Annotated in this window: 28 protein-coding genes and 1 tRNA gene; 13 read left to right on the top strand and 16 right to left on the bottom strand. The window is 58.5% G+C overall.

Going from position 1 to position 20864, the window contains the following annotated elements; genetic code table 11:
- Window positions 1-2: 2 nt before the first annotated feature.
- The 4 genes from ACR0IK_RS05255 (at window position 3) to ACR0IK_RS05240 (ending at window position 2917) form a co-directional block, all read left to right on the top strand.
- Window positions 3-554 carry a 6,7-dimethyl-8-ribityllumazine synthase gene (locus ACR0IK_RS05255; protein ID WP_480589565.1) on the top strand — a complete coding sequence of 184 codons (552 nt, stop codon included), beginning with the start codon at window positions 3-5 and terminating at the stop codon, window positions 552-554.
- Window positions 551-1033, top strand: coding sequence for a transcription antitermination factor NusB (gene nusB, locus ACR0IK_RS05250; protein ID WP_480589566.1), 483 nt, complete (start codon window positions 551-553; stop codon window positions 1031-1033). The genes ACR0IK_RS05255 and nusB overlap by 4 nt, the downstream gene beginning before the upstream one ends.
- Window positions 1034-1092: 59 nt before the next feature.
- The gene (locus tag ACR0IK_RS05245) at window positions 1093-1389 is read left to right on the top strand and encodes a hypothetical protein (protein WP_480589567.1); all 297 of its coding nucleotides are present in this window, start codon (window positions 1093-1095) and stop codon (window positions 1387-1389) included.
- Between the two features lie 145 nt (window positions 1390-1534).
- Window positions 1535-2917 (top strand): PIG-L family deacetylase, encoded by a 1383-nt coding sequence (locus tag ACR0IK_RS05240; protein ID WP_480640688.1) that lies wholly within the window; start codon window positions 1535-1537, stop codon window positions 2915-2917.
- Window positions 2918-3125: 208 nt separating this feature from the next.
- On the opposite strand, the gene ACR0IK_RS05235 is transcribed toward ACR0IK_RS05240, so the two are convergent.
- Together ACR0IK_RS05235 and ACR0IK_RS05230 are read right to left on the bottom strand one after the other, a co-directional pair.
- Window positions 3126-3551, bottom strand: coding sequence for an SRPBCC family protein (locus ACR0IK_RS05235; protein ID WP_480640687.1), 426 nt, complete (start codon window positions 3549-3551; stop codon window positions 3126-3128).
- Window positions 3548-3868, bottom strand: coding sequence for an ArsR/SmtB family transcription factor (locus ACR0IK_RS05230; RefSeq protein WP_480589570.1), 321 nt, complete (start codon window positions 3866-3868; stop codon window positions 3548-3550). The genes ACR0IK_RS05235 and ACR0IK_RS05230 overlap by 4 nt, the downstream gene beginning before the upstream one ends.
- A gap of 114 nt (window positions 3869-3982) precedes the next feature.
- On the opposite strand from ACR0IK_RS05230, the gene ACR0IK_RS05225 reads away from it, so the two are divergent.
- Window positions 3983-4414: an MmcB family DNA repair protein gene (locus ACR0IK_RS05225; protein ID WP_480589571.1), complete on the top strand. Its 432-nt coding sequence runs from the start codon at window positions 3983-3985 to the stop codon at window positions 4412-4414.
- A gap of 4 nt (window positions 4415-4418) precedes the next feature.
- Here the strand turns inward: ACR0IK_RS05225 and ACR0IK_RS05220 are convergent, their stop codons facing one another.
- Window positions 4419-4607, bottom strand: a complete 189-nt coding sequence (locus ACR0IK_RS05220) for a DUF6324 family protein (RefSeq protein WP_068334412.1) — start codon at window positions 4605-4607, stop codon at window positions 4419-4421.
- Window positions 4608-4684: 77 nt separating this feature from the next.
- Between ACR0IK_RS05220 and ACR0IK_RS05215 the strand changes: the two genes are divergently transcribed.
- Together ACR0IK_RS05215 and ACR0IK_RS05210 are read left to right on the top strand one after the other, a co-directional pair.
- Window positions 4685-5167 carry a GNAT family N-acetyltransferase gene (locus ACR0IK_RS05215; protein ID WP_480640685.1) on the top strand — a complete coding sequence of 161 codons (483 nt, stop codon included), beginning with the start codon at window positions 4685-4687 and terminating at the stop codon, window positions 5165-5167.
- Between the two features lie 47 nt (window positions 5168-5214).
- Window positions 5215-5291 (top strand) — tRNA-His (locus tag ACR0IK_RS05210).
- A gap of 101 nt (window positions 5292-5392) precedes the next feature.
- Here the strand turns inward: ACR0IK_RS05210 and ACR0IK_RS05205 are convergent.
- The 10 genes from ACR0IK_RS05205 to secG all read right to left on the bottom strand — a co-directional run bounded on the left by ACR0IK_RS05205 (window position 5393) and on the right by secG (window position 13629).
- Window positions 5393-6199 carry an ABC transporter permease gene (locus ACR0IK_RS05205; RefSeq protein WP_480640684.1) on the bottom strand — a complete coding sequence of 269 codons (807 nt, stop codon included), beginning with the start codon at window positions 6197-6199 and terminating at the stop codon, window positions 5393-5395.
- On the bottom strand, window positions 6196-7083 hold the full coding sequence (locus ACR0IK_RS05200) for an ABC transporter permease (protein ID WP_480640787.1): 888 nt from the start codon (window positions 7081-7083) through the stop codon (window positions 6196-6198). The genes ACR0IK_RS05205 and ACR0IK_RS05200 overlap by 4 nt, the downstream gene beginning before the upstream one ends.
- 69 nt (window positions 7084-7152) lie before the next feature.
- On the bottom strand, window positions 7153-7866 hold the full coding sequence (locus tag ACR0IK_RS05195; protein WP_480640683.1) for a transporter substrate-binding domain-containing protein: 714 nt from the start codon (window positions 7864-7866) through the stop codon (window positions 7153-7155).
- A gap of 33 nt (window positions 7867-7899) precedes the next feature.
- Window positions 7900-8676: an ABC transporter ATP-binding protein gene (locus ACR0IK_RS05190; RefSeq protein ID WP_480589575.1), complete on the bottom strand. Its 777-nt coding sequence runs from the start codon at window positions 8674-8676 to the stop codon at window positions 7900-7902.
- A 146-nt stretch (window positions 8677-8822) separates the two neighbouring features.
- Window positions 8823-9545 (bottom strand): phosphate/phosphite/phosphonate ABC transporter substrate-binding protein, encoded by a 723-nt coding sequence (locus tag ACR0IK_RS05185; RefSeq protein ID WP_480640786.1) that lies wholly within the window; start codon window positions 9543-9545, stop codon window positions 8823-8825.
- 5 nt (window positions 9546-9550) lie between these two features.
- The gene (locus tag ACR0IK_RS05180) at window positions 9551-9988 is read right to left on the bottom strand and encodes a tellurite resistance TerB family protein (protein ID WP_475210207.1); all 438 of its coding nucleotides are present in this window, start codon (window positions 9986-9988) and stop codon (window positions 9551-9553) included.
- A 20-nt stretch (window positions 9989-10008) separates the two neighbouring features.
- On the bottom strand, window positions 10009-10458 hold the full coding sequence (locus ACR0IK_RS05175) for a tellurite resistance TerB family protein (protein WP_480589870.1): 450 nt from the start codon (window positions 10456-10458) through the stop codon (window positions 10009-10011).
- Between the two features lie 122 nt (window positions 10459-10580).
- A complete protein-coding gene (locus ACR0IK_RS05170; protein ID WP_480640682.1) occupies window positions 10581-11354 on the bottom strand; it encodes an isocitrate lyase/PEP mutase family protein in 774 nt (257 codons plus the stop codon).
- A 103-nt stretch (window positions 11355-11457) separates the two neighbouring features.
- Window positions 11458-13101 (bottom strand): CTP synthase, encoded by a 1644-nt coding sequence (locus ACR0IK_RS05165; protein ID WP_480640681.1) that lies wholly within the window; start codon window positions 13099-13101, stop codon window positions 11458-11460.
- A gap of 159 nt (window positions 13102-13260) precedes the next feature.
- Window positions 13261-13629, bottom strand: coding sequence for a preprotein translocase subunit SecG (secG, locus tag ACR0IK_RS05160; RefSeq protein ID WP_480589578.1), 369 nt, complete (start codon window positions 13627-13629; stop codon window positions 13261-13263).
- Between the two features lie 151 nt (window positions 13630-13780).
- Here secG and nthA point away from each other — a divergent pair, with 151 nt between their 5' ends.
- From nthA to ACR0IK_RS05135, 5 genes are all read left to right on the top strand, one after another.
- Window positions 13781-14395 carry a nitrile hydratase subunit alpha gene (gene nthA, locus ACR0IK_RS05155; RefSeq protein WP_480589579.1) on the top strand — a complete coding sequence of 205 codons (615 nt, stop codon included), beginning with the start codon at window positions 13781-13783 and terminating at the stop codon, window positions 14393-14395.
- On the top strand, window positions 14392-15069 hold the full coding sequence (gene nthB / locus ACR0IK_RS05150) for a nitrile hydratase subunit beta (protein WP_480640680.1): 678 nt from the start codon (window positions 14392-14394) through the stop codon (window positions 15067-15069). The genes nthA and nthB overlap by 4 nt, the downstream gene beginning before the upstream one ends.
- Window positions 15066-15404 (top strand): nitrile hydratase accessory protein, encoded by a 339-nt coding sequence (locus tag ACR0IK_RS05145; RefSeq protein ID WP_480640679.1) that lies wholly within the window; start codon window positions 15066-15068, stop codon window positions 15402-15404. The genes nthB and ACR0IK_RS05145 overlap by 4 nt, the downstream gene beginning before the upstream one ends.
- 212 nt (window positions 15405-15616) lie before the next feature.
- A complete protein-coding gene (locus ACR0IK_RS05140; RefSeq protein ID WP_480589582.1) occupies window positions 15617-16912 on the top strand; it encodes an adenylosuccinate synthase in 1296 nt (431 codons plus the stop codon).
- Window positions 16912-17154 carry a DUF2842 domain-containing protein gene (locus ACR0IK_RS05135; RefSeq protein WP_480640678.1) on the top strand — a complete coding sequence of 81 codons (243 nt, stop codon included), beginning with the start codon at window positions 16912-16914 and terminating at the stop codon, window positions 17152-17154. The genes ACR0IK_RS05140 and ACR0IK_RS05135 overlap by 1 nt, the downstream gene beginning before the upstream one ends.
- A 39-nt stretch (window positions 17155-17193) precedes the next feature.
- Here the strand turns inward: ACR0IK_RS05135 and ACR0IK_RS05130 are convergent, their stop codons facing one another.
- Window positions 17194-17754, bottom strand: a complete 561-nt coding sequence (locus ACR0IK_RS05130) for an N-acetyltransferase family protein (protein WP_480589584.1) — start codon at window positions 17752-17754, stop codon at window positions 17194-17196.
- Window positions 17755-17937: 183 nt separating this feature from the next.
- Window positions 17938-19584 (bottom strand): hypothetical protein, encoded by a 1647-nt coding sequence (locus tag ACR0IK_RS05125; RefSeq protein WP_480640677.1) that lies wholly within the window; start codon window positions 19582-19584, stop codon window positions 17938-17940.
- A 121-nt stretch (window positions 19585-19705) separates the two neighbouring features.
- On the opposite strand from ACR0IK_RS05125, the gene ACR0IK_RS05120 reads away from it, so the two are divergent.
- Window positions 19706-20410, top strand: coding sequence for a thiamine diphosphokinase (locus ACR0IK_RS05120; RefSeq protein ID WP_480640676.1), 705 nt, complete (start codon window positions 19706-19708; stop codon window positions 20408-20410).
- Between the two features lie 37 nt (window positions 20411-20447).
- Here ACR0IK_RS05120 and ACR0IK_RS05115 read toward each other — a convergent pair whose 3' ends face one another.
- Complete coding sequence (locus tag ACR0IK_RS05115; protein WP_480640675.1) at window positions 20448-20858, bottom strand: GFA family protein; 411 nt, start codon at window positions 20856-20858, stop codon at window positions 20448-20450.
- Window positions 20859-20864 lie beyond the last annotated feature (6 nt).

Raw genomic sequence — 20864 nt, 5'->3', positions numbered from 1 at the left:
TCGTGGCTGAACAAGACAAACACGGGGTTCTGCGAACTCCGACCTTTGGCAAGCCGGTGAAACTGTTGATCGTGGTGGCTCCGTTCTATCGCGCAATCGCCGACAATCTGGTTGCCGGTGCCACGGCCGAGATCGAGGCCGCAGGCGGCACCTGCGAGGTGGTCGAAGTTCCCGGCGCGCTGGAAATCCCCACCGCCATAGCCATGGCTGACCGTCAGTGTAATTTCGACGGCTATGTCGCGCTGGGCTGCGTTATCCGCGGCGAGACCACGCATTACGAAACCGTCTGCAACGACTCCAGCCGCGCCATTCAGCTGATGGGCCTGCAGGGCCTGCTGATCGGCAATGGCATCCTGACCGTGGAAAACGACGATCAGGCTGAAGTCCGCGCAAATCCCGAAAAGATGAATAAAGGTGGTGGAGCAGCCGCTGCGGCCTTGCATCTGATCGCACTCAGCCGTAAGTGGGGCGCTTCGAAAAAGGGCGTCGGCTTCAAGCCCCCGTCCGAGTCCATCCTTGTGGCGGGCGATAGCAACGGACCCACGACAGCATGACCCAGACAGACGCGCCGAAACCGGCCAACCAGAAACGCCTGATGAAATCCGCCGCCCGGCTTTATGCGGTGCAGGCGCTGTTCCAGATGGAACAGTCGGGCCAGACGACCGAACAGGTTGTGAACGAGTTTCTGGATCACCGGTTTGGCGCTGTCTATGAAGGCGAGGAAATGCTGGACGGCGATACCCGCGTCTTCCGCAAGCTGGTTGAGGATGCCGTGAACTATCAGGCCCCGATCGACCAGATGACGGACCGCGCGCTGGTGGCCAAATGGCCCATCGCGCGCATCGACCCAACCCTGCGCGCCACCTTTCGCGCTGCAGGTGCAGAACTGACCCAAAGCGATACGCCACCCAAGGTGGTGATCACAGAATTCGTAGATGTGGTCCGCGCCTTCTTTCCCGAAGGCAAGGAACCGAAGTTCGTCAATGCCGTTCTGGATCACATGGCGCGCGAGGCCCAGCCCGAGGCGTTCTGACGCCTTTACCTCGGACTTACATGCGCTAAACTGAATGTTATAGCGCAAGGAGAGTCGCCATGCCCAAACTGATCCGGTTGTATATCACTCAGGTTGTCTGGGGATTTGTGATCTCGGCAGTGTTTGTCGGTGTTCTTCTGGCTCTGAACGTCGCAAATCTGCGCCATCTGATCACAAGCTCGGAAATGGGCCTGGTCGCGCTTGGCATGATCTGGTTCATGAACGGGATCGTGTTCGCCGGGGTGCAATTCGCCTATGCGATCATGAGCATGGCCGAGAAACCGCAGGGTCCGCGCCGCGGAACACCGGTGGCCGTTAAATTCGAACCCGTTACGGTCAAGGCAGAAAACAACTGACACCCGAAACAGGGCTGGCGGGCTGAGAGCTTGTTTGCCTTGCCGACCTTTACGCGCTGATCGGGTGCAAATCGCTTGAATGTCGGAACATGTTGCCATCTGATGTCGGCCAAACACACCAACCGGCAGCGAAAGAGCATATCCTGTGAACATCAGCACTTACGAAGAGGTCGTCGCATCTCGGGCTTTTCGCGCGGATCTTGAAGACCTGAACCATGCCATTGCAGAGGGGCTGACGCAGGCAGGTGAACCTGTCGCCATCAATGGAAATGTTTGCTACGGCCATATGCAGCGGGACTTCCATTTGAGTGATCTGGAGCCCGGTATGGAACCCAAGCGGCGCGCTCTGCACCTGTTGGCTCAGGACAGTTCCTGTTTTGTCGAGGTCGGCGTTGCCGGGGGGCATGCAGCCTTGCTGGCGTTGCATTCCAATCCCGCTCTCACGTTTATCGGAATTGATCTTGGGCAACGGCTAAGGGCGTCCTGGCCGCCGGTCGATATCTATGTTCCAATTGTCTTCAAGTGGTTGGAAGACAGGTTTCCAGGGCGGGTAAAACTGTACATGTCAGACGCCATAGACGGGCTACGTCAGGTGGCAGCAGAACAACCATTTGGTCAGGTTGACTTATTGCACCTGGATGCCTTGAAGAAAACCAGGGTTCAGGAAGTTGAGGCTGTATGGCCTGGGTTGGCTGGACGCTGCTTGCTGCTGCAGGGCGACAATAAGAACGGCCATGTTCAGGCCAGCTCCGAAAAAATGATTGCAGAGGGGCGCGCGCGCCGGATTACCTCTTCAACCTTTGAGGATATTCAAAGTGCCACCTATGATGTGTTGATGATCGGTCCTGATGTTATCGTGGGAGAGGTCAGTCTCGAAAACCTTATAGGCCAACGGATATTGCTTTGTGTTTGCCATCAGGATGACGAGACTTTGTTTTGTGGCTCGACCCTGTCACGCCTGAAGGGCAAGGCGGATGTGACGGTTGCCAGCTTCTTTCGACCCGCGCCCAACCGCCGTGATACAAACACGCGCGAGGCAGCCATGCAGCGCGTATGTGATGCGGTCGGGGCTCGGAGGGTTCAGTTTCCCTTTGCCGTCGAAGAGGATCACAGGCGGTTGCGGCGCTTTATTCAGATGCCGTCCGAGCCTGCGGATAACCCTCCTGAACTGCTGCGGCCTTTACGCCGCCACCCTCTGTTTGAGCTGCTGAGCGGATCGGCGTTCGCCCTTATGCAGCAAGTCAGGCCATCGACCATCATCACTCACAACCACGTGGGGGAATACGGTCACATCGAACATGTCTTGTTGCATCATGCGGTTCTTCAGGCAGCACGACGGTATCAGGGCGCAAATGTCCTGAGCTTTGGTGTCGGGTTACCCGATGTGGATCTCGTCGTGCCGTCCTGGCCCGAGCGAAAGAACCAGCTTTTCGACGAATACATGCCGCAGTGGAAGGGGCGCAATCTCTATGATTTCGCGCTGTCGGACGAGGGGTTTGCCAAACAGGACCTGTCGGTCGACGACTAGGGTGGTGATGTGGCGGGACCACCAGTCAACCGTGCGGTGTGATTCCCGAGGACCTGTATGTACAGGTGGGCGCCAGGTAATCAGGCCAGGACCTGAACAGAGCCAGCCCCCTCGGAATTGCTTAAGGCCACCAGAATGCTACCGGTCACAAGAAGGGCAGAACCCGCCACGCGCCTAAGTAGGGGTTGCGGCGGGTTTGCACAAGGGGTCAGGCATCAACTGTTTCGTGCAAGGCGGTGCGCATTTTGCCGAAATGCTCATCCCAGCCGCTATCGAGCGACAGGATCAGGCCAAAGGCCTCGGCCCCCTGTGGCAGGCCTTCGTGGTGCAGGGCCAGCCGGGTGCCTCCTGCGACCGGTTGCAGCGTCCATTTTACTACGCTGACAGCCTCGCCCATGGGTTTGATGGTGAATGTGTATTCAAGATACTCCGGCCGCCGGGCAACGCGCACCTCGCCCCAGATCAACAAGTCGCCACTAGTCGTTCCGAACATCTCAAGCTTTTGACCGGCAGCCAGGGGGCGTTCGGGTTTGTGAAACCACTCGGCCAGCCGGTTGGGATCGGTCAGGTAAGCCCAGACAGTTTCCGGTTCAGCTCGTAGAAAGATCGTTTTTTGCAGAACGGCATGGGTCATCTGTCTTTCCTTTCAATGGCTTCTTTCAGGTTGTTCAGGCGTTCGTCCCAGAATTGGTCGAAATAGCTGAGCCAGTCCAGAACAGGGGCCATGCCCTGCGGTTCCAGTCGGTTGATACGTTCCCGCCCGCGCGTCTCGACCGTGATCAGACCGCCATCTGACAAGACGGTCAGATGCTTTTTGACTGCGGCACGGGTCATATCGAACCGCTGGGTCAGTTGTGCGATGGTCATGTCCTGCACAGCGAGCATCTGTACGATGTCCCTGCGGGTTGGGTCGGCCAGCGCACGAAATGCGTTTTGGGTTTGAGACTGCATTTGCGTCACCAGTAGAGATACCTTTTGGTATCATATATTTGGAGTACCAAATGGTATCATGTCAAGCGTGAAGTGGTTCTTGATTTATGTTCACGAATTGTTCACATTGCTCATATGACCCTTGATCTGCAACCCGGACAGAAACTGGCCCGTGGCGTAGCGCGCCATTTATGGGCACATGGTTTTGTTTCTGTTGAGGAATTTGTGCCGACCCGCGGCCTGCGCGTCGATGTCATGGGGTTGGGCCCCAAAGGCGAGCTGTGGGTGGTCGAATGCAAGTCCAGCCGCGCGGATTATCAGTCGGATTCCAAGTGGCAGGGATATCTTGAGTGGTGCGATCGGTTTTTCTGGGCCGTCGATACCGATTTCCCGACCGATCTGTTGCCGTCCGAGACCGGGCTGATTATTGCTGACGCCTATGATGCCGAGATCGTGCGCATGGCGCCGGAAGATAAGCTTGCGCCGTCCCGGCGAAAGAAGATGATCCAGAAATTCGCAGGTGATGCCGCCCGCCGGTTGCAGGCGCTGCGTGATCCCCGGGTCTGAAGGCTCAGCCTTTTACTGCGCGAGCCGCTTGCGCCGCTGCGCGGATTTCGTCCGCGATTTCCTCGGCTTCTTCGGGGTCGAAATCCATCGGAATCTCGATGCCATCGGCCTCGATGAACAACCGTATCATGCCCTGATCGGTAGGGCCGATCTGCAGGTTTGCCTGAATGTCTCGTTCGGTGTTGATGCCCATGTTCGCCTCCGGGACTGAGTGTTCGTGCTAGCGCGCAAAGGGTTGAGAATCAAGCTGCCTTTGCGGTCAGATGCGTCATGGAGAACGTTCGGATCAGACCCTTTCGCGCCACAGACACGCCTTGGTTAGTAAAGCAGCACCATCGGCTTTACATGCGGGACGAAGGGTTCGATGCCTCGTTCGGTGCTCTGGTCCAGCGCATTCTGGACGACTTTGCCACCGATCACGATTCGACGCGCGAGCGCGGCTGGATCGCGGAGAAGACTGGGCAAAGGTTGGGCAGCATCTTCTGTGTCGCGCTGGATGACCAAACTGCAAAACTGCGGCTCTTTCTGCTTCTGCCAGAGGTCCGGGGGCAGGGGTTGGGAAAGCGGATGTTGGATACCTGCACGGGTTTTGCACGCAGTGCCGGGTATACGGAAATGCGGCTGTGGACCCATGAAAGCCATCGGGCGGCTTGTGCGCTGTATCGGGCGAAAGGATGGCAGTTACTGGACAGCAAATCTGTGCATTCGTTTGGGGTCGATCTTGTCGAACAAAGCTGGAGAATTCAGCTTTAATCCTCTTGCATTCCCCCGGCGCGTTCGGTACATCGCCCCTCACGAGTGCCGCCTTAGCTCAGTTGGTTAGAGCGCTGGATTGTGGATCCAGAGGTCCCCTGTTCAAGCCAGGGAGGCGGTACCATCTCCCTCCATCGGCACTTGATACAGCGCGTGTGACGCGCATGGGTTTGCTGTTTCTTTTTCAGATGGTTCTGGTCCAAGAAACCGGTGGCGCGCCCGTTATCAGCGCGCCAGGTTCAGTCTCAGCTTCATTTTGGTTCGTTTAGCCGCAGGCAGGTGCCGGTTCAAACGCTTATTGACCACGCCAAACCCCCAAATGACCACGAGGGTCAGCAGGATGAAGTAGAAAGCCAGAATCGGGTAGGGGATGAACGGGTTGAACGTTTTGTCCGCGAAATAGCCCGCGTAGTACAGCGCATCACCTCGTTGCTGCCACACCGGGAAAGCCGAAAAGAAGACCAGCGTGGTGGCGTGGAACAGGAAGATCGCTTCATTGGTATAGGCAGGCCACGCCAGTCGCAGCATGGTCGGCCAGATGATGCGGCGGAAACGGAACCAGCCGGTCATGCCATAAGCATCTGCGGCCTCGATATCGCCCTTGGGGATCGATCGCAGCGCGCCATAGAAGATCTCACCCGAATAGGCTGCTGTATTGAAGAACAGCACGATCAGTGCACCCAGCCATGCCGAGGTCAGCGCGTCGAAGAACGGAAAGCTCTGCTTCAGCGACAGGAAGAGGAAGTAGGCAAAGAAGAACTGGATAAACAACGGTGAACCCCGGAAGAGGAAGATGAACCATTCCGACGGTTTGCGTAGCCATTTGTTCGTGGATGCTTTACCAAGGGCGAGGGTGGTGGCCAGAAAAAATCCAGTCGCCAGCGCCATTATTCCGAAATAGATGTTCCAGATCATGCCTGAACCGATCAGGGTGAACTGCTCACACAGGGTGAAATCGTTTCGGGGCAGCAGACGTTCGCCAATTCCGATCGAGCGCAAGCCATAGTCTTGGATCGTTTGCAAGCAGCTCATGCGGTGGTCTCCTTGCGCAACAGTTCCCCGCCCGAGGTCGCCTGACCGTGAGACAGGCGGCGCATCAGCCGTTCAAGACCAATCTCCGACACGCGGGTCATGCCCAGGTAGAACACAAGCAGGGCGAGGAAATACCACATGCGCCAGTCGCCATGCGGGTATTGGGTGAATTTCGGGTTCTTGTAACCCCCCAGCTCGCGTGCCCAATAGACGATATCTTCGATGCCGAGCAGGAACAGCAGCGGCGTAGCCTTGATCAGCACCATCCACAGGTTCGACAGGCCGGGCAGGGCATAGACCCACATCTGCGGCACCAGGATGCGCCAGAAGGTCTGGCGGCGGGTCATGCCGTAGGCCTCGGCCGTTTCCAGCTGGGCGTGCGGGACGGCGCGCATACCTCCGAACAGGACGTTGGCGGCAAAGGCGCCGAAAACGATGGAAAAAGTAATAACAGCGAGAAAAAAGCCGTAGGTTTCGTGCACCCATTCCGGGGCGGTCCCCAGCGGCAGTTTGGCGGCCTGACAGACGATGAAGTCATTGCCCTGTCGGATAGGGTCAGTCCATTCCGGGCACAGAACCTTGTGACGGGTCCATTCGAACGCCTGATCCAGCGCGATCACGAAAAACATGAAGAAGGCAATATCCGGCACGCCGCGAACGATGGCGATATAGCCCTTGCCCAACAGGCCGAGCGGCGGGAAATGCGACCGGGCCGCCATGGCGCCCAAAAAGCCAAAGCTCAATGCGACCGGAGCGGTAATCGCAAGCAGTAGCAAAACCTTGAAGAAGGACAGGTAGAACGCCCAATGCACGCCGTTGGTCAGATAGCAGGAGAACCAACGGAACGTGCCGAGCGTTTCGGGATCAGTACAGAACGAGAAGATGGCGGGCCTCTTTGACTGGCGAGGGCTCAGAAGCGGCGCGCCCTAGGGGCAGGCGCGCCGCAGAGTGTATTAGAAGGTCGAGGACACTTCCCACTTTGCGATCAGCTCGTTCAGGCTGCCATCGTCTTTCATTGACTGGATAGCTGCGTTGAACTTTTCTTTCAGCTCACCGTCGGATTCACGAATGCCCATGCCGACGCCACCGCCCAGCGGAACGTCGTCACCTACGAAGAGCAGACCCGAGCCATCTTCGCTGAAGGGCACAAGAAAGGACTTGTCCGCCAGAACCGCGTCTGCTTCGCCGTTGCGCACGGCAGCGATGGTTTCTTCGGGAGTTGCAAACTCAACCAAAGTGGCGCCGGTATCCGCAACATAACCAGCCTGAATGGTGCCAGTTTGTGCCGCGATTACACCGCCGGTCACGTCTACACCATCGGACATGGCCAGATAGGCCGACGGATCTGGCGGCGTGTAGTTTTGAGTGAAGTCTATGACCTCATCACGTTCGTCGGTGATCGACATGCCTGCGATGATCGCGTCGTAGTTGCCGGACACCAGATTCGGAATGATCGAATCCCAGTCGTTCTTGACCCATTCGCATTCCAGGCTGGCGCGTTTGCACAGCTCATCACCCAACTCGCGCTCGAAGCCGTCGATCTCGCCCGCGTCGTTGATGAAGTTCCAAGGTGCATAAGCCCCCTCGGTACCCAGACGGATGGTGTCCGCCATAGCCATGCCAGCGCCAAGCGCCAGAGCCGCAGTGGTCAGAATCAGTTTTTTCATTGGATACTCCCCAGTTTGTTTTCTGTCCTAAAGTTAAGCCGCCTTTGTGGCGGAGAGAAAGCCCCGAAGTCGTTCGGATTCGGGGGACGTGAATATATCTTCCGGCAGACCCTCTTCTTCGATCAGGCCCTGATGCAGGAAGACGACATGGCTCGAGATGTCAGCGGCCATTTTCATGTCGTGGGTCACGATGATCATAGTGCGGCCTTCAGCGGCCAGATCCTTGATCACCTTGATGACTTCCTGCTCAAGCTCGGGATCCAGCGCCGAGGTCGGTTCGTCGAACAGCAGCGCCTCGGGTTCCATGCACAGGCCGCGGGCGATGGCGGCGCGCTGTTGCTGGCCGCCGGACAGTTGCGCCGGATAGACATCGCATTTGTCACCGATGCCTACTTTTTCCAGGTATTTGCGGGCGCTGTCTTCAACCTCTTTCGGGTCGCGGCCCAGCACGGTGACGGGGGCTTCCATCACGTTTTGCAGGATGGTCATATGGGACCACAGATTGAACTGCTGAAACACCATCGACAGGTTTGTGCGGATGCGCATCACTTGTTTCGGGTCAGCAGGACGACGGTGGTGCGCGTTGCCGGACCAGCGCACCGGCTCGCCCTTGAACAGAATCTCGCCCTGTTGACTGTCTTCCAGAAGGTTACAGCAACGCAGCAGAGTAGATTTGCCTGAACCGGACGACCCGATCAGCGAAACAACGTCCCCGCGTCTTGCTGTGATATCGACGCCTTTCAGCACTTCCAGATTGCCGAAACTCTTGTGGAGATTGTTGATTTCGATGACGGGAGTGGAATCTGTCACGGATGGCCCATGTGTTGTCTGTGTTGGTGCGGTACTAGGGCTTAAAAATCGGGGCAATGCAATGCGCAATTGACATCATCGGGGGCTGAAACGGCCAAATTGACCATAGGTATTGACCAAATCGGTCAGCAAGCAAGCCCGGTTGTCTAAACCTGAGACGGATTTGGAACCGACAGGTAGTCACCCGCCGGGATGTCGATCAGACCGCGAAGATGAAGCAATTCGCGATCTGGCTGTGGCAGGTCGCCAATCGCGGCGCGAACGGCACGGGCGATTGCAGCGGCGTCCTGGCCCGTGGCGGTGATATAGGGCAGGGCGGGTGTCGGGACCGTGTTTCCGGCTTCGCGCAGTACCGCGCCAAGGTTGGTGTGTGCCTTGAGCAGTTCCCAAGTCAGCGCGTCCAGAGCGGCGAAATCTGCCTTACCTTCTGCGACTGCGTATGCCGATTGCGCATGGCCACCGGTTGCGATGATGGCGTTGGGTTGCTGGCCGCGCGTTTCAAGATGAACCATCGGCGCCGCCCAGCCCGATTGTGACAGATTCTCGTTATAGGCAAAGGTGCCCCTCGCCAGCTGACCAAGATCGCGGGGGTCATCCTGACGAGAAACAAAAATGGATCGGTAATAGCCGGGCGGGCAGCCTGCCAACCCGTAGTCGGGCGTTCCGACTAGTTGAACCTTGCCGTGAAGGCGGGTGCGATAGGGCATTCCGCAGGTCTGGGCAAAGGTCAACTCGGGGTTCAGCCAGACGTGCCAGACATCCGTATCTCGGGTCAGGTGGTCGGGGCCATACCCAAGGTGGTTTCGAATCAACGTCCAGAACCGGTCATTCGCCGGTTGCAGCGCGGGCATGTCATACATGCCCAGCATCGCGATCACGATTTGGCAGCCTTTTGGCGGGCCAGAGCAGAATCCACGTCGCTGACGCCCAACAGGCTGACCACTAGTCGCAACAGCGAGTCTTCCTCGCCGGTGCGGTGCCCGTCGGCAAGTGCAACTGACCACATCGCCTGCACCACGGCGAGCCGGTCGTCATAGGCAATGGCTTCCTTGATCGCGCGAGTAAAGCGGACTGTGTCGGGGGCTTCGGCCTCAAGATCCTCGGCCCGGGCGCGCAGGGCGGCGGCCTCGAACGGAGACAGACCATAGCGTTCGGCGGAAATCTTGTCGATTCGGGCCATCTCGGTGTCGGCATAGTCGTTGTCGGACCGCGCAATGCGTACCAGCAGGGCCGTCAGGGCAAGGCGGGCATCATCATCGGCAAGCGGGTCGGGGGCGGGCTGTGTCAGCCGGGCCAAAAAATCACTGAACATGAATTAGATATAGAGGGGGACTAACGCTCTTCCAAGCGCCTTTGCACCCGTTCACGCGCGGCTTGGCTGTCGTTATAGCTCAGCCCCATGGCAACACGCGCCTCTTCCACGATCTTCATTTCGCCCTCGTCGGAATTGCCATCGGCCAGAACAACCTCCCACAAGGCGTCCAGCGCGGCCAGACGTTCGTGCAGATCAGTGGTTTCACGGATCAGCTTGCCGAACGTGTCGGTGTCGGGCGCGGCGGCGTGCAGCTTTTCACAGGTGGCGCGGACCTTGGCGGCCTCGATCGCATTATGCTGATACAGTCGGGCAAGGATTCGGTCGATCAGGCTGATTTCCTCAAGCTTATAATCCCGATCCGCCTGCGCCACGCGCACCATAAGCGCCCCCAGCGCCAGTTCGGCATCCGGGTCAGCAAGGGTGTCGTGTTGCGGTGGGCGAAAAGCCTGCAAGAACTTCTTCAACATGCCGTGAGGATATTCCATATTTTGTAGCCCGCCAAGCGCGGACTACCTGTCATAGCAGCAAATTAGGGGTGGGTTTCCCAAAGCGGCAAAAACACGCTGAGCATGATCCCCGTGCGAAAGGATCAACCGGCCTGAATGGCCTGTTTCGCCTGCTCTTGCAGCCATCCCAGCATCAGCCGATACGGAACGGGGCCATAGCTGATCCGTGCCACACCCAACCCGGCTAGAGTGGCCGTATCGGGCGTGCCGGGCAGGGCGATTATGTTGACCGGCAGGGTAGTCGATTCGCACAACCTTGCGATCATTGCCTCGTCCTTCAGTCCCGGCGCAAAGAAGCCGCTGGCACCGGCATCGGCATAGGCTTTCGCCCGGGCAATCGCTTCGTCTAACATGGCGTCGGAGTGGGTTTCCGGCTTGGCCTTCAGGAAGATATCCGTGCGGGCGTTAATAAAGGCGGGAATACCAGCGGCATCGCAGCCTTCGCGCATGGCCCTGACGCGGGCTTCCTGCGTTTCAATGTCATAGAGGTTGCTGGTGCCAACAATCTGATCTTCGAAATTGAAGCCGATCACACCGGTCTCCAGCGCGCGCTGAACATTTGCAGCTACGCCCAGCACATCCTCGGTATAAGCCCCTTCGAAATCCAGCGTCACCGGCAGGTCAACCGAGGCGACGATCCGGCGCGCATTGTCCAGCGCGGTTTCTATTGGAATATTCTGGCCGTCGCCGAACCCTTGCGCCATCGCGACCGGAGCGCTGCCAGTTGCAATCGCCTTGGCCCCGGCATCACGCACAGCACCGGCACTGCCTGCATCCCAGATGTTGTAAAGAATGACCGGCTCGCCCTTTTTGTGCAGGGCTGCAAATGTCTCCGCTTGGGTGATCTGACTGGTCATGGACGGCCTCCTGTCGCTGGGTTGCGGACAGTTAACCGTGGAAAGGACGGGTGCGTATAGGTTTTTTTGCACCCGCCGTCACAATGCGGTGACTGGTTCGCGATCAGACCAGTCGCGAGCTGTCCTTCGCAGCGCGCACGAAGTCGCGAAACAGGGGGTGCGGATCGAACGGTTTGGACTTGAGTTCCGGGTGATATTGCACACCGATGAACCACGGATGATCCGACCATTCGACTATTTCCGGCAAACGCCCGTCCGGCGACATGCCCGAGAAGTTCAGGCCCGCCTTTTCCAACTTTTCTCGGTACTTGATGTCGACTTCATAGCGATGACGGTGGCGTTCTTCGATCTGAGTGCCGCCATAAACCTCGGCCACTTTCGAGCCGTCGGTCAGCACCGCATTGTATGCACCCAGACGCATGGTACCGCCTTTGTCGTCGCCCACTTTGCGCTCGACCTTGTGGCTGCCCTGTACCCATTCCTTCAGGTGATACACGACTGGCTCGAAGCGTTTCTTGCCGGCTTCGTGGTCGAATTCCTCGGACCCCGCTTCCGCGATGCCTGCGACGTTGCGGGCAGCTTCGATCACCGCCATCTGCATACCCAGACAGATTCCCAGGTAAGGCACTTTGTGCTCGCGGGCGTATTGCGCAGCCTTGATCTTGCCCTCGGTGCCGCGCTCGCCAAACCCACCGGGTACGAGGATTGCATGGAAACCTTCCAGATGCGGTGCGGCGTCTTCGGTGTCGAAAACCTCGGCATCGACCCACTCGACCTTGACCTTGACCCGGTTGGCCATACCGCCATGAGTTAGCGCCTCGGCGATCGACTTATAAGCGTCTTCCAACTGGGTGTATTTGCCGACGATGGCCACCTGCACTTCGCCTTCGGCGTTGTGGATACGGTCGCTGACGTCTTCCCATTTGGCCAGGTCCGGTTTGGGGGCCGGGCTGATCTGAAACGCGTCCAGAACCGCCTGATCCAGACCTTCGCGATGATAGGCCAGCGGGGCATCGTAGATGGTGCTCAGGTCCTGCGCCGCAATCACACTGTCGGGGCGGACGTTGCAGAACAGGGCCAGCTTATCGCGCTCTTTCTTCGGGATCGCACCTTCGGACCGGCAAACCAGAATATCGGGGGCCAGGCCGATCGAACGCAGCTCTTTTACCGAGTGCTGGGTCGGCTTGGTTTTCAGTTCTCCGGATGCCTTGATGTAGGGCAGCAGCGTCAGGTGCATAAAAATGCACTGCCCGCGCGGCTTGTCCTGGCTGAACTGACGGATGGCTTCGAAGAAAGGCAGGCCCTCGATGTCGCCGACGGTGCCGCCGATTTCACAGAGCATGAAATCGACTTCATCTTCACCAATGGCGATGAAATCCTTGATCTCGTTTGTGACGTGCGGGATCACCTGAATGGTCTTGCCCAGGTAATCGCCGCGGCGCTCTTTCTCGAGCACGTTCGAGTATATCCGCCCCGAGCTGACCGAGTCGGTCTTGCGCGCCGCCACTCCGGTGAAACGCTCATAGTGCCCAAGGTCCAGATCGGTCTCAGCGCCATCGTCGGTGACAAACACCTCGCCGTGTTCAAATGGCGACATTGTGCCCGGATCGACGTTCAGGTAGGGGTCCAGCTTGCGCAACCGCACCGAATATCCCCGGGCTTGCAACAGTGCTCCCAAGGCCGCCGATGCCAGTCCTTTGCCCAAGGACGAAACCACACCACCAGTGATGAAAATAAAACGCGCCATGTTTTTCGGCTGCTCCCGTGAGACGTCAAAATCAGCTGCCCGGCGGCTCCGAAAAACCGCTGCATCACGGGACTTCACGTATAAAGGATTCGCGCGCATAGCGCAAGAGAACCGCAAGATGCTGTTGCAGCCCTCTTTCAGATTTCTAAGTGTAGTGAATCAGTCGGCCTGAGGGATCAGCGGCGCGTTGTCGCCCTGAGCCGGAGGCAGAAGATCATCCGCCGACGGGGTTGTTGCCGGTGTGCTTTCTTCGGTCGCTGCCGGGGCAGGGACGCCCAGACGGTCGATCACCGAGCTGCCCGAGGATTTCTGCGCCGCCAGAATTGTCAGCGTGATCGAGGTGACGATAAAGCACGCCGCCAGAATCCATGTGACTTTCCCCAACGCGGTTGCCGCCGCGCGGCCTGTCATGGCGCCACCGCCGCCACCGCCCATACCCAGGCCACCGCCTTCGGACCGCTGCATCAGAACAACCGCGATCAGGCCCAGAGCCAAGAGAAGGTGGATGATGAGAACGACGTTTTCCATGGTGGTCCTGTACAGCGTGGCGTGTATCGCGTGGTACTTATGCAAGTTTGCCAGCGGGGGCAAGGGATGAGTTCGCATCATAACATGTGATGGGCCATATCACATCAAAGAGACTGGACAGGTGGGCAATTGCTGACGCAGGCTGCGACCCATGCCGCATGACGATCCCGAACACCCGCACGCCTTGTTGCCGCCTGACCCTGCGCTGCGCGTCAAGGCGCTTGAGACGATTCTGACCCGCAAAGGGTTGATCGACCCGGCTGCGTTAGATGAGATCATCGACACCTATCAGAACAGGATCGGTCCTCAGAACGGCGCGCGTGTCGTTGCAAAAGCATGGGTAGATCCGGAATTCAGGAAAGCTCTGCTGGCAGACGCAACACCGGTTGTCGCTGATCTCGGCTTCTACGGCCGTCAGGGCGAACATATCGTTGCCGTGGAAAACACGCCCGACTTGCACAACATGGTCGTCTGCACCCTCTGCAGTTGCTACCCTTGGCCTTTGCTGGGTATCCCGCCGGGGTGGTACAAGTCCGACGCATATCGGGCCCGCGCCGTGCGAGAGCCGCGCAAGGTTCTCGCCGAATTTGGGGTAACGCTGCCGCCCGAGACGGCTGTTCGCGTCTGGGATTCAACCGCCGAAATTCGTTATCTGGTGCTGCCCATGCGCCCCGAAGACACCGATGGGCTGGGCGAGGATGATCTGGCTGCTCTCGTTACCCGTGACAGCATGATCGGCACGGGCCTGCCCGGGGTTCTCTCGTGACTCGTGTGCACGATATGGGCGGCCGCTTTGGCGATGGCGCGGTAAAGCCCGAGGCTACAGATGCTCCGGTCTTTACCGAGGACTGGCACAAACGGGCGCTGGCGGTGACGTTGGCTGCCGGGTTTCTGGGGCAATGGAATATCGACGTCTTGCGCCATGCGCGCGAAAGATTGTCGCCCAAGGACTACGCGCGGTTTTCCTATTATGAAAAATGGATATCGGGCCTTGCTGATCTGCTTGTGGAATCGGGTGTTCTGACTGTGGATGATCTGTCCGGGGCAAGTTCGGACGATGTGCACCCATTGTCGACCCGCGTTCTGAAAGCCGAATCTGTTGCTGCGGCCCTTGCCAAGGGCGGGCCTGCAGATCGGTCGTCAGATATACCTGCGCGGTACGAGGTTGGGCAGAATGTACGCACCCTGCACCCGGCCGCCAATCGACTGGTTGATGGCGGGCATACGCGCCTGCCGATTTACGCATCTGGTGCGATGGGGAAGATCATGCGGCGGCACGGCACGCATGTGCTGCCGGACTCGAATGCGCACGGGTTTGGCGAGGCACCAGAGCCGCTCTATGCGGTAGTCTTTCCTGCTTCGGAATTGTGGGCGGACCCGGAAAACCCAAAGGACGAAGTCGTACTGGACCTTTGGCAAAGCTACCTGGAACCTGCATGAACGATTGCGCCAATTATTCCGCACCTGAACCTGTTTTTGCCGAACCTTGGCACGCCCACGTGTTCGCGGTAACCGTGGCCTTGAACGAGGCTGGGCGCTTCGATTGGCACGACTGGGCCGCACGTTTTTCGCAAACGCTAAGGCGCCACGGGCTGGAACGGGATCTGGACGGGGGCAACGACTATTTCCATGCGTGGCTGGTCACTCTCGAGCAGTTGCTAGACGAACTGGGCGCAGCGGTTCCGGGGGAAGTCGTGCACTATAGAAATGCGTGGGAAGAAGCTTACCTGACAACACCTCATGGGAAGCCCGTGCGTTTGGTCGCAAGCGGTTAGGGGGCTGCCCCCGCAGCACTTCCCGGGCGACTCTGCCGGGATATTTTGGGGTCAGATGAACTGGGTGTACTTTTATTCATCTGGCCAATAGTGTCCCAGCCCGTGGCACCATGCGCAGCACGGTTCCTATCTGCGGCGAAATACCGGTTTCCCTGTCGCTTTGTCCTCGTTATACGAGCCGAGTTTGGTAATTCAGCGCAAAAGGACCGGATATGGCCAATGTGGTTGTTGTCGGCGCCCAGTGGGGTGACGAAGGAAAAGGCAAGATCGTCGACTGGCTCAGCGAGCGAGCGGACGTGATCGCGCGTTTTCAGGGCGGGCATAATGCCGGTCATACGCTGGTCATTGACGGTGAGGTCTATAAGCTGCATGCGCTGCCCTCGGGCGTGGTGCGTGGCGGCAAGCTGAGCGTCATCGGAAACGGCGTTGTGCTGGACCCGTGGCATTTGATCAAGGAAATCGGAACCATCCGCGCGCAGGGCGTCGATATCTCGCCTGAAACGCTGATGATCGCCGAGAACACGCCGTTGATCCTGCCCATCCATGGTGAATTGGATCGCGCACGCGAAGAGGCCGCCAGCAAAGGCACCAAGATCGGAACCACTGGCCGTGGCATAGGCCCAGCGTACGAAGACAAGGTAGGGCGCCGGTCTGTTCGTGTCGCTGATCTTGCCGACGAGGCCACGCTTGAGGCCCGCGTGGACCGTGCATTGCAGCACCATGATCCCCTGCGCAAGGGATTGGGGATCGAACCTGTAGACCGGGACTCGCTGATTGCTCAATTGAAAGAAATCGCGCCGCAAATCCTGCCCTTTGCCGCTCCGGTCTGGAAGGTTTTGAACGAAAAACGCAAGGCGGGCAAACGCATCTTGTTCGAAGGGGCACAGGGCGCGTTGCTGGATATCGATTTTGGCACCTATCCGTTTGTTACCTCGTCCAACGTGATCGCCGGTCAGGCGGCAACAGGTGTAGGTATTGGTCCGGGGTCGATCGATTTCGTTCTGGGCATCGTCAAAGCCTACACGACCCGTGTGGGTGAAGGCCCGTTCCCGACCGAGTTGGACGATGCAGACGGCCAGCGCCTCGGTGAGCGCGGGCATGAGTTCGGCACCACTACCGGGCGCAAGCGTCGCTGTGGTTGGTTCGATGCCTGCCTGGTGCGCCAGACCTGTGCGACCAGTGGCGTGAACGGGATTTCTCTGACCAAGCTGGACGTACTGGACGGGTTTGAGACGCTGAAGATCTGTGTCGGCTATCAGCTGGATGGTGAACGCCTGGACTATCTGCCCACTGCGGCCGATCAGCAGGCGCGCTGCACGCCGATTTACGAAGAAATGCCGGGGTGGAGCGAATCCACAGAAGGCGCGCGCAGCTGGGCTGACCTTCCTGCAAATGCGATCAAATATGTGCGCCGCGTCGAAGAACTGATCGAATGCCCCGTAGCCCTTCTGTCCACCAGCCCGGAGCGGGACGACACCATTCTGGTGACTGACCCGTTTGCTGACTGATGAGTGACGACGGAAAGACCGGCCTCAGCTACAAGGCCCGGCGCCGCTGGTCGCTGGTGCTGCTGTTGATTGGGCTGCCGGTCTATATCGTGGCGGTTGTTACAATTGTGAATTGGCTCGACCGCCCGCCGATCTGGTTGGAACTGCTGGTCTACATCGCTTTGGGTATTGTCTGGGCACTGCCGTTCAAATTCGTGTTCAAAGGCGTCGGCAAAGAAGATCCGGATCAGCCGCTAGAGTAACATGTCCGGACGCTGCCCGGAGCGACAGTTTGGGACAGTTCACCCCGGATTCCGATCCGGCCCGGGCCAGCTAAGGATTGCGCGCGCCATTGCGTGGTACTCGCCGGAAATCTCTTCAGCAACGCTGAGCGGGGTAGGCCAGGGCGCGGTCAGAGTTGCCTGAATCTGCCCTGTCACCAGGTTCAGGTCTGCATCATGCTTTGCGGCCAAGCGGCGCATTTTCTGGTTGGTGGCCAGGCAGACCATGTGCACTTCTCGAATTCCGCGGTTCCGGGCTGCTGTAATTATCCGCGAAAACAGAGCATCCCCGATGCCGCGATCCTGCCACGGGGTTTCGACAGTAAAAGCGGCCTCGGCCACATGCGCCTGATTGTCCGGCAGAACGCGCAACTCCCCCACGCCGCGCAGATAGGAATCCGGGAAAGCGCCGAAGATCAATGCCGCGTTGCCAAACATATTGGACAAATAGGTCTGGACAAATGCGGCACTGACCGGAGCACCAAATCGTGATGTCAGAGCTTCGGTGTCCAGGCTGTTGAAATGACTCTCTATTTTTGATCTGTCGTATACTCTGAGGCGTCGAATAGGCAGTTCATACATGGTGTGGCCCTTGTTTGAACGGGAGCTGGATAAGCTGTCACCCTACGCCTGATCGTACCATTTTTCTGCGCTGCGGCATAGCGGGCGCGCCTGCAAAAGAAGAAAAAGGGAAAAGCGATACCTTTGTGCAAGAAAAATGGGCCGAAGAAATCTCCGGCCCATCGTCAATTGGTTTAGTTGGGATTAACCTGCGGCGCGCGCGTCATCCGGGCGGAACCCGATCTGCGTCGAGGCTGCGAAACGCCCGCCGCCTGCCTTTTCGATCTTGCCGTCGCGCAGCAACTGACCGAACGAACGCAGGCTTTCCTCACGATTGAATTCATCCTGCTTGAGCGACCGAATCTTGTTCATCAGTTGCGGTCGCGAGAACTGCTCCTGCCCTTCGATGAAGGACAGATAGGCGGCCGCCGCTTCCAGCAAATCCGGCAGTGATTGCGCACCTTGTTCCTGAGCGAACTGGGCAAATCCACCTTCTTCCGCAGCACCTTCCTCGTCCTCGGTCTCGGATGTCACGCGACGGGGGGTCACTGGTCCGGCATCCTTGGTCTGGTTGTCAATGCGCTGCTCAGCCACCAGCTTGAGCGGCGCCGATGTATCATTGGTCGGGCGTTTGCTGGTGACTTCAACTTCTGGACGGCGCGGGCTGACGACCGAGGACAGATCGCCGCGGTAGTCTTGATCACCATCCTTCTGATCGGTCTGACCTTTTTCACTGCGTTCGGCCTCGGTTACCGCAACCGCTGCACGCAACTGAGAGTAGGCTTCGCGATTGTTGCTTGTGTCCGGGTTGTCCAGATGCTCGCCGACCTTGTCCATCAGGCGCGAAACATCATGTTCCAAGTCCGGCTTCTCTGCGCCCGAGGTGCCGGCACTATCGGCCAAGATGGATTCCACACTGGAAATCTCATCCAGCAGAAGGATCTCGTCCTTTTCCGTCATGACACCTTCAGGAGTGGCCTCAACGGGGTCTGCGTCAGCGCCGGCATCGCTGAGTATGTTGGTCACCTCATCGCCTTCGGGTTCGCTCTCGTCGCTCTCGTCGAGATCAGAGAACAAGGCATCCGGTGCGGTCGCTTCATCTTCGACTTCTTCCTCTATTGCCACAGCCGGAGTTTCGGGTTGGGTTTCCAGAGCTGGAGCGGCAGATTCTTCGACCTCGCCCTCGACTTCAACGGCCGAGAACTCCGGTTTGATTGCCAAGGGCCGAGCGGCTGGCTCTTCGGCCTCTGACATTGCCGGTTCAGCTTCGGATGTTTCGGACAGTGCGTCGACCTCTTCGGTGGTTTCCAGATCGTTCGGGTTCAGCGAACCCGCCGCAAAAGCCGCCGCGACCGCGTCTGACGGACCAGCCGTGCTTTTCATCAGGGCCGTTTCCTCGTCCTCGGTGTAAATGACCGAGTTTTCCTCGGAATGGGATACGACGGCGCGGATGCGCTGTAGCTTGGCGGCGATGCTGTCACCGGCAGGGGGAGGCGCGTCCTCGACGGCTTCGGCGTCGGTGAACACGGGGCGAGTGGGGGGCGAGGGGGGGGGAGTGTTGATAATGTTAAGGTCCGGCGTGTTGGTTGCGGGTTCGTTTGTGGCACGGATCAGCAGGCCAGCGTCGCTCTGGCTGGCTTCGACCTTGCGGGACGCGTCGCGCTGCGCGATTTTCGTCAGCATTTCTGTGTCAGGTTGCGGAGGTTCAGAACCGAAAAACCGATCATCGGCGGCAAGATCGCGAAAGTATTCCGTAATCGCTTTCATCGTCTCAAAGGAATCGTCAAAACCTTCTAAAGTGCACGAGAAGGTTCCATAGGAGACGGTTAATACCTTGTTATTCTGTACCATCAGACGCACGTCCTTTACAAACTACAAGAGCCATTCACCCGGCGAAGGGCACACCCATGGCTCGCAACTCTCAGCATGAACCTATCATTTTGTGGTCTCAATGTGTCCAAATCCGGGAAAAATGATCAATCTTCAAAAAAATATCCAAATTGTGCTCTCTGAGGCGCCAATCGGGCTGGTCGGGGGTGGTGAAATCGGTCCCGACGACTTGAATCTGATGCTTGTTCGCGTCAATACTGTCGTGGCAGCGGATGGCGGAGCGATTCCAATTATGGATTCGGGGCGGATCCCGGACGCGGTGATCGGTGACTTTGATTCGCTGAGCGGCACGTATCTTGACCGGATACCCGCAGACCGCCTGTTTCCGATACGTGAACAGGACAGCACGGATTTCGACAAGGCCCTGCGCAGCATCGACGCCCCCCTTGTGCTGGGGATCGGGTTTCTCGGCGGTCGGCTGGATCACCAGATGGCAGTGCTCAATGCTCTGGTACGGTTGCGGGATCGGCCGTGCATCCTGTTAGGAGAGCATGAGGTTGTTTTCCACGCGCCCCCGCAGATCGGGTTAAACCTTACGCCCGGCGATGTGATTTCATTGTTTCCGTTTCAGCGCGTAACCGGCCACTGCACCGGGTTGGAGTGGCCGATTGACGATCTGGTGCTGGAACCGAATGGCCGCGTTGGTACGTCCAACCGGGTCATGGCGGATGTGGAACTGACCGTGGACGGACCGGGCCTGTTGGTGATGGTCCCGCGCGAAGCTTTGGATCAGGTCATTCAGGCGTTTCTGTCGGGTCAGACTCGGCGCTGGCCCGCCCCACGCTGATTGATGTCGGGGCAGATCGGCTTGCTGCGGACCGCGCTTAGGGCAAGGGCTGGACCTTGGTATAGTCGGGCCCGATGCAGGTGGGCAGGTCGTCACCCAGTTTCAACCAGCGCAGCTTTTCCTCATGCGCCACGTGCAACGTGGGTTCCAACTGGCTCGGGTCCTCTAGTGTCGCCACGTACAGGTGCAACACGCCCGACATCGATTGTGAGCGGAATGACATAGGCGTACCGCAGTTCGGGCAAAAGCTGCGCTCGACCCCGGGGGAGGAGTTGAAGGTTTTCGGCGCGTCGCCGGTCCAGCGCCACTGGCCGTCGCGTACGCCGAAATAGGTCGTCATCGGAGCTGCACACTGCCGTCTGCAACTGTCGCAATGGCAGGTGACGCAGGACAGGGTCGGAGGATTAACCTCGTATCGTATGGCGCCGCACAGACAATGACCCCGCATGATATC

The organism is Ruegeria sp. BF7 (genome assembly GCF_056538605.1).
The sequence above is the reverse complement of the archived record's forward strand: the minus strand, read 5'-3'. Positions and strand labels throughout refer to the sequence as shown.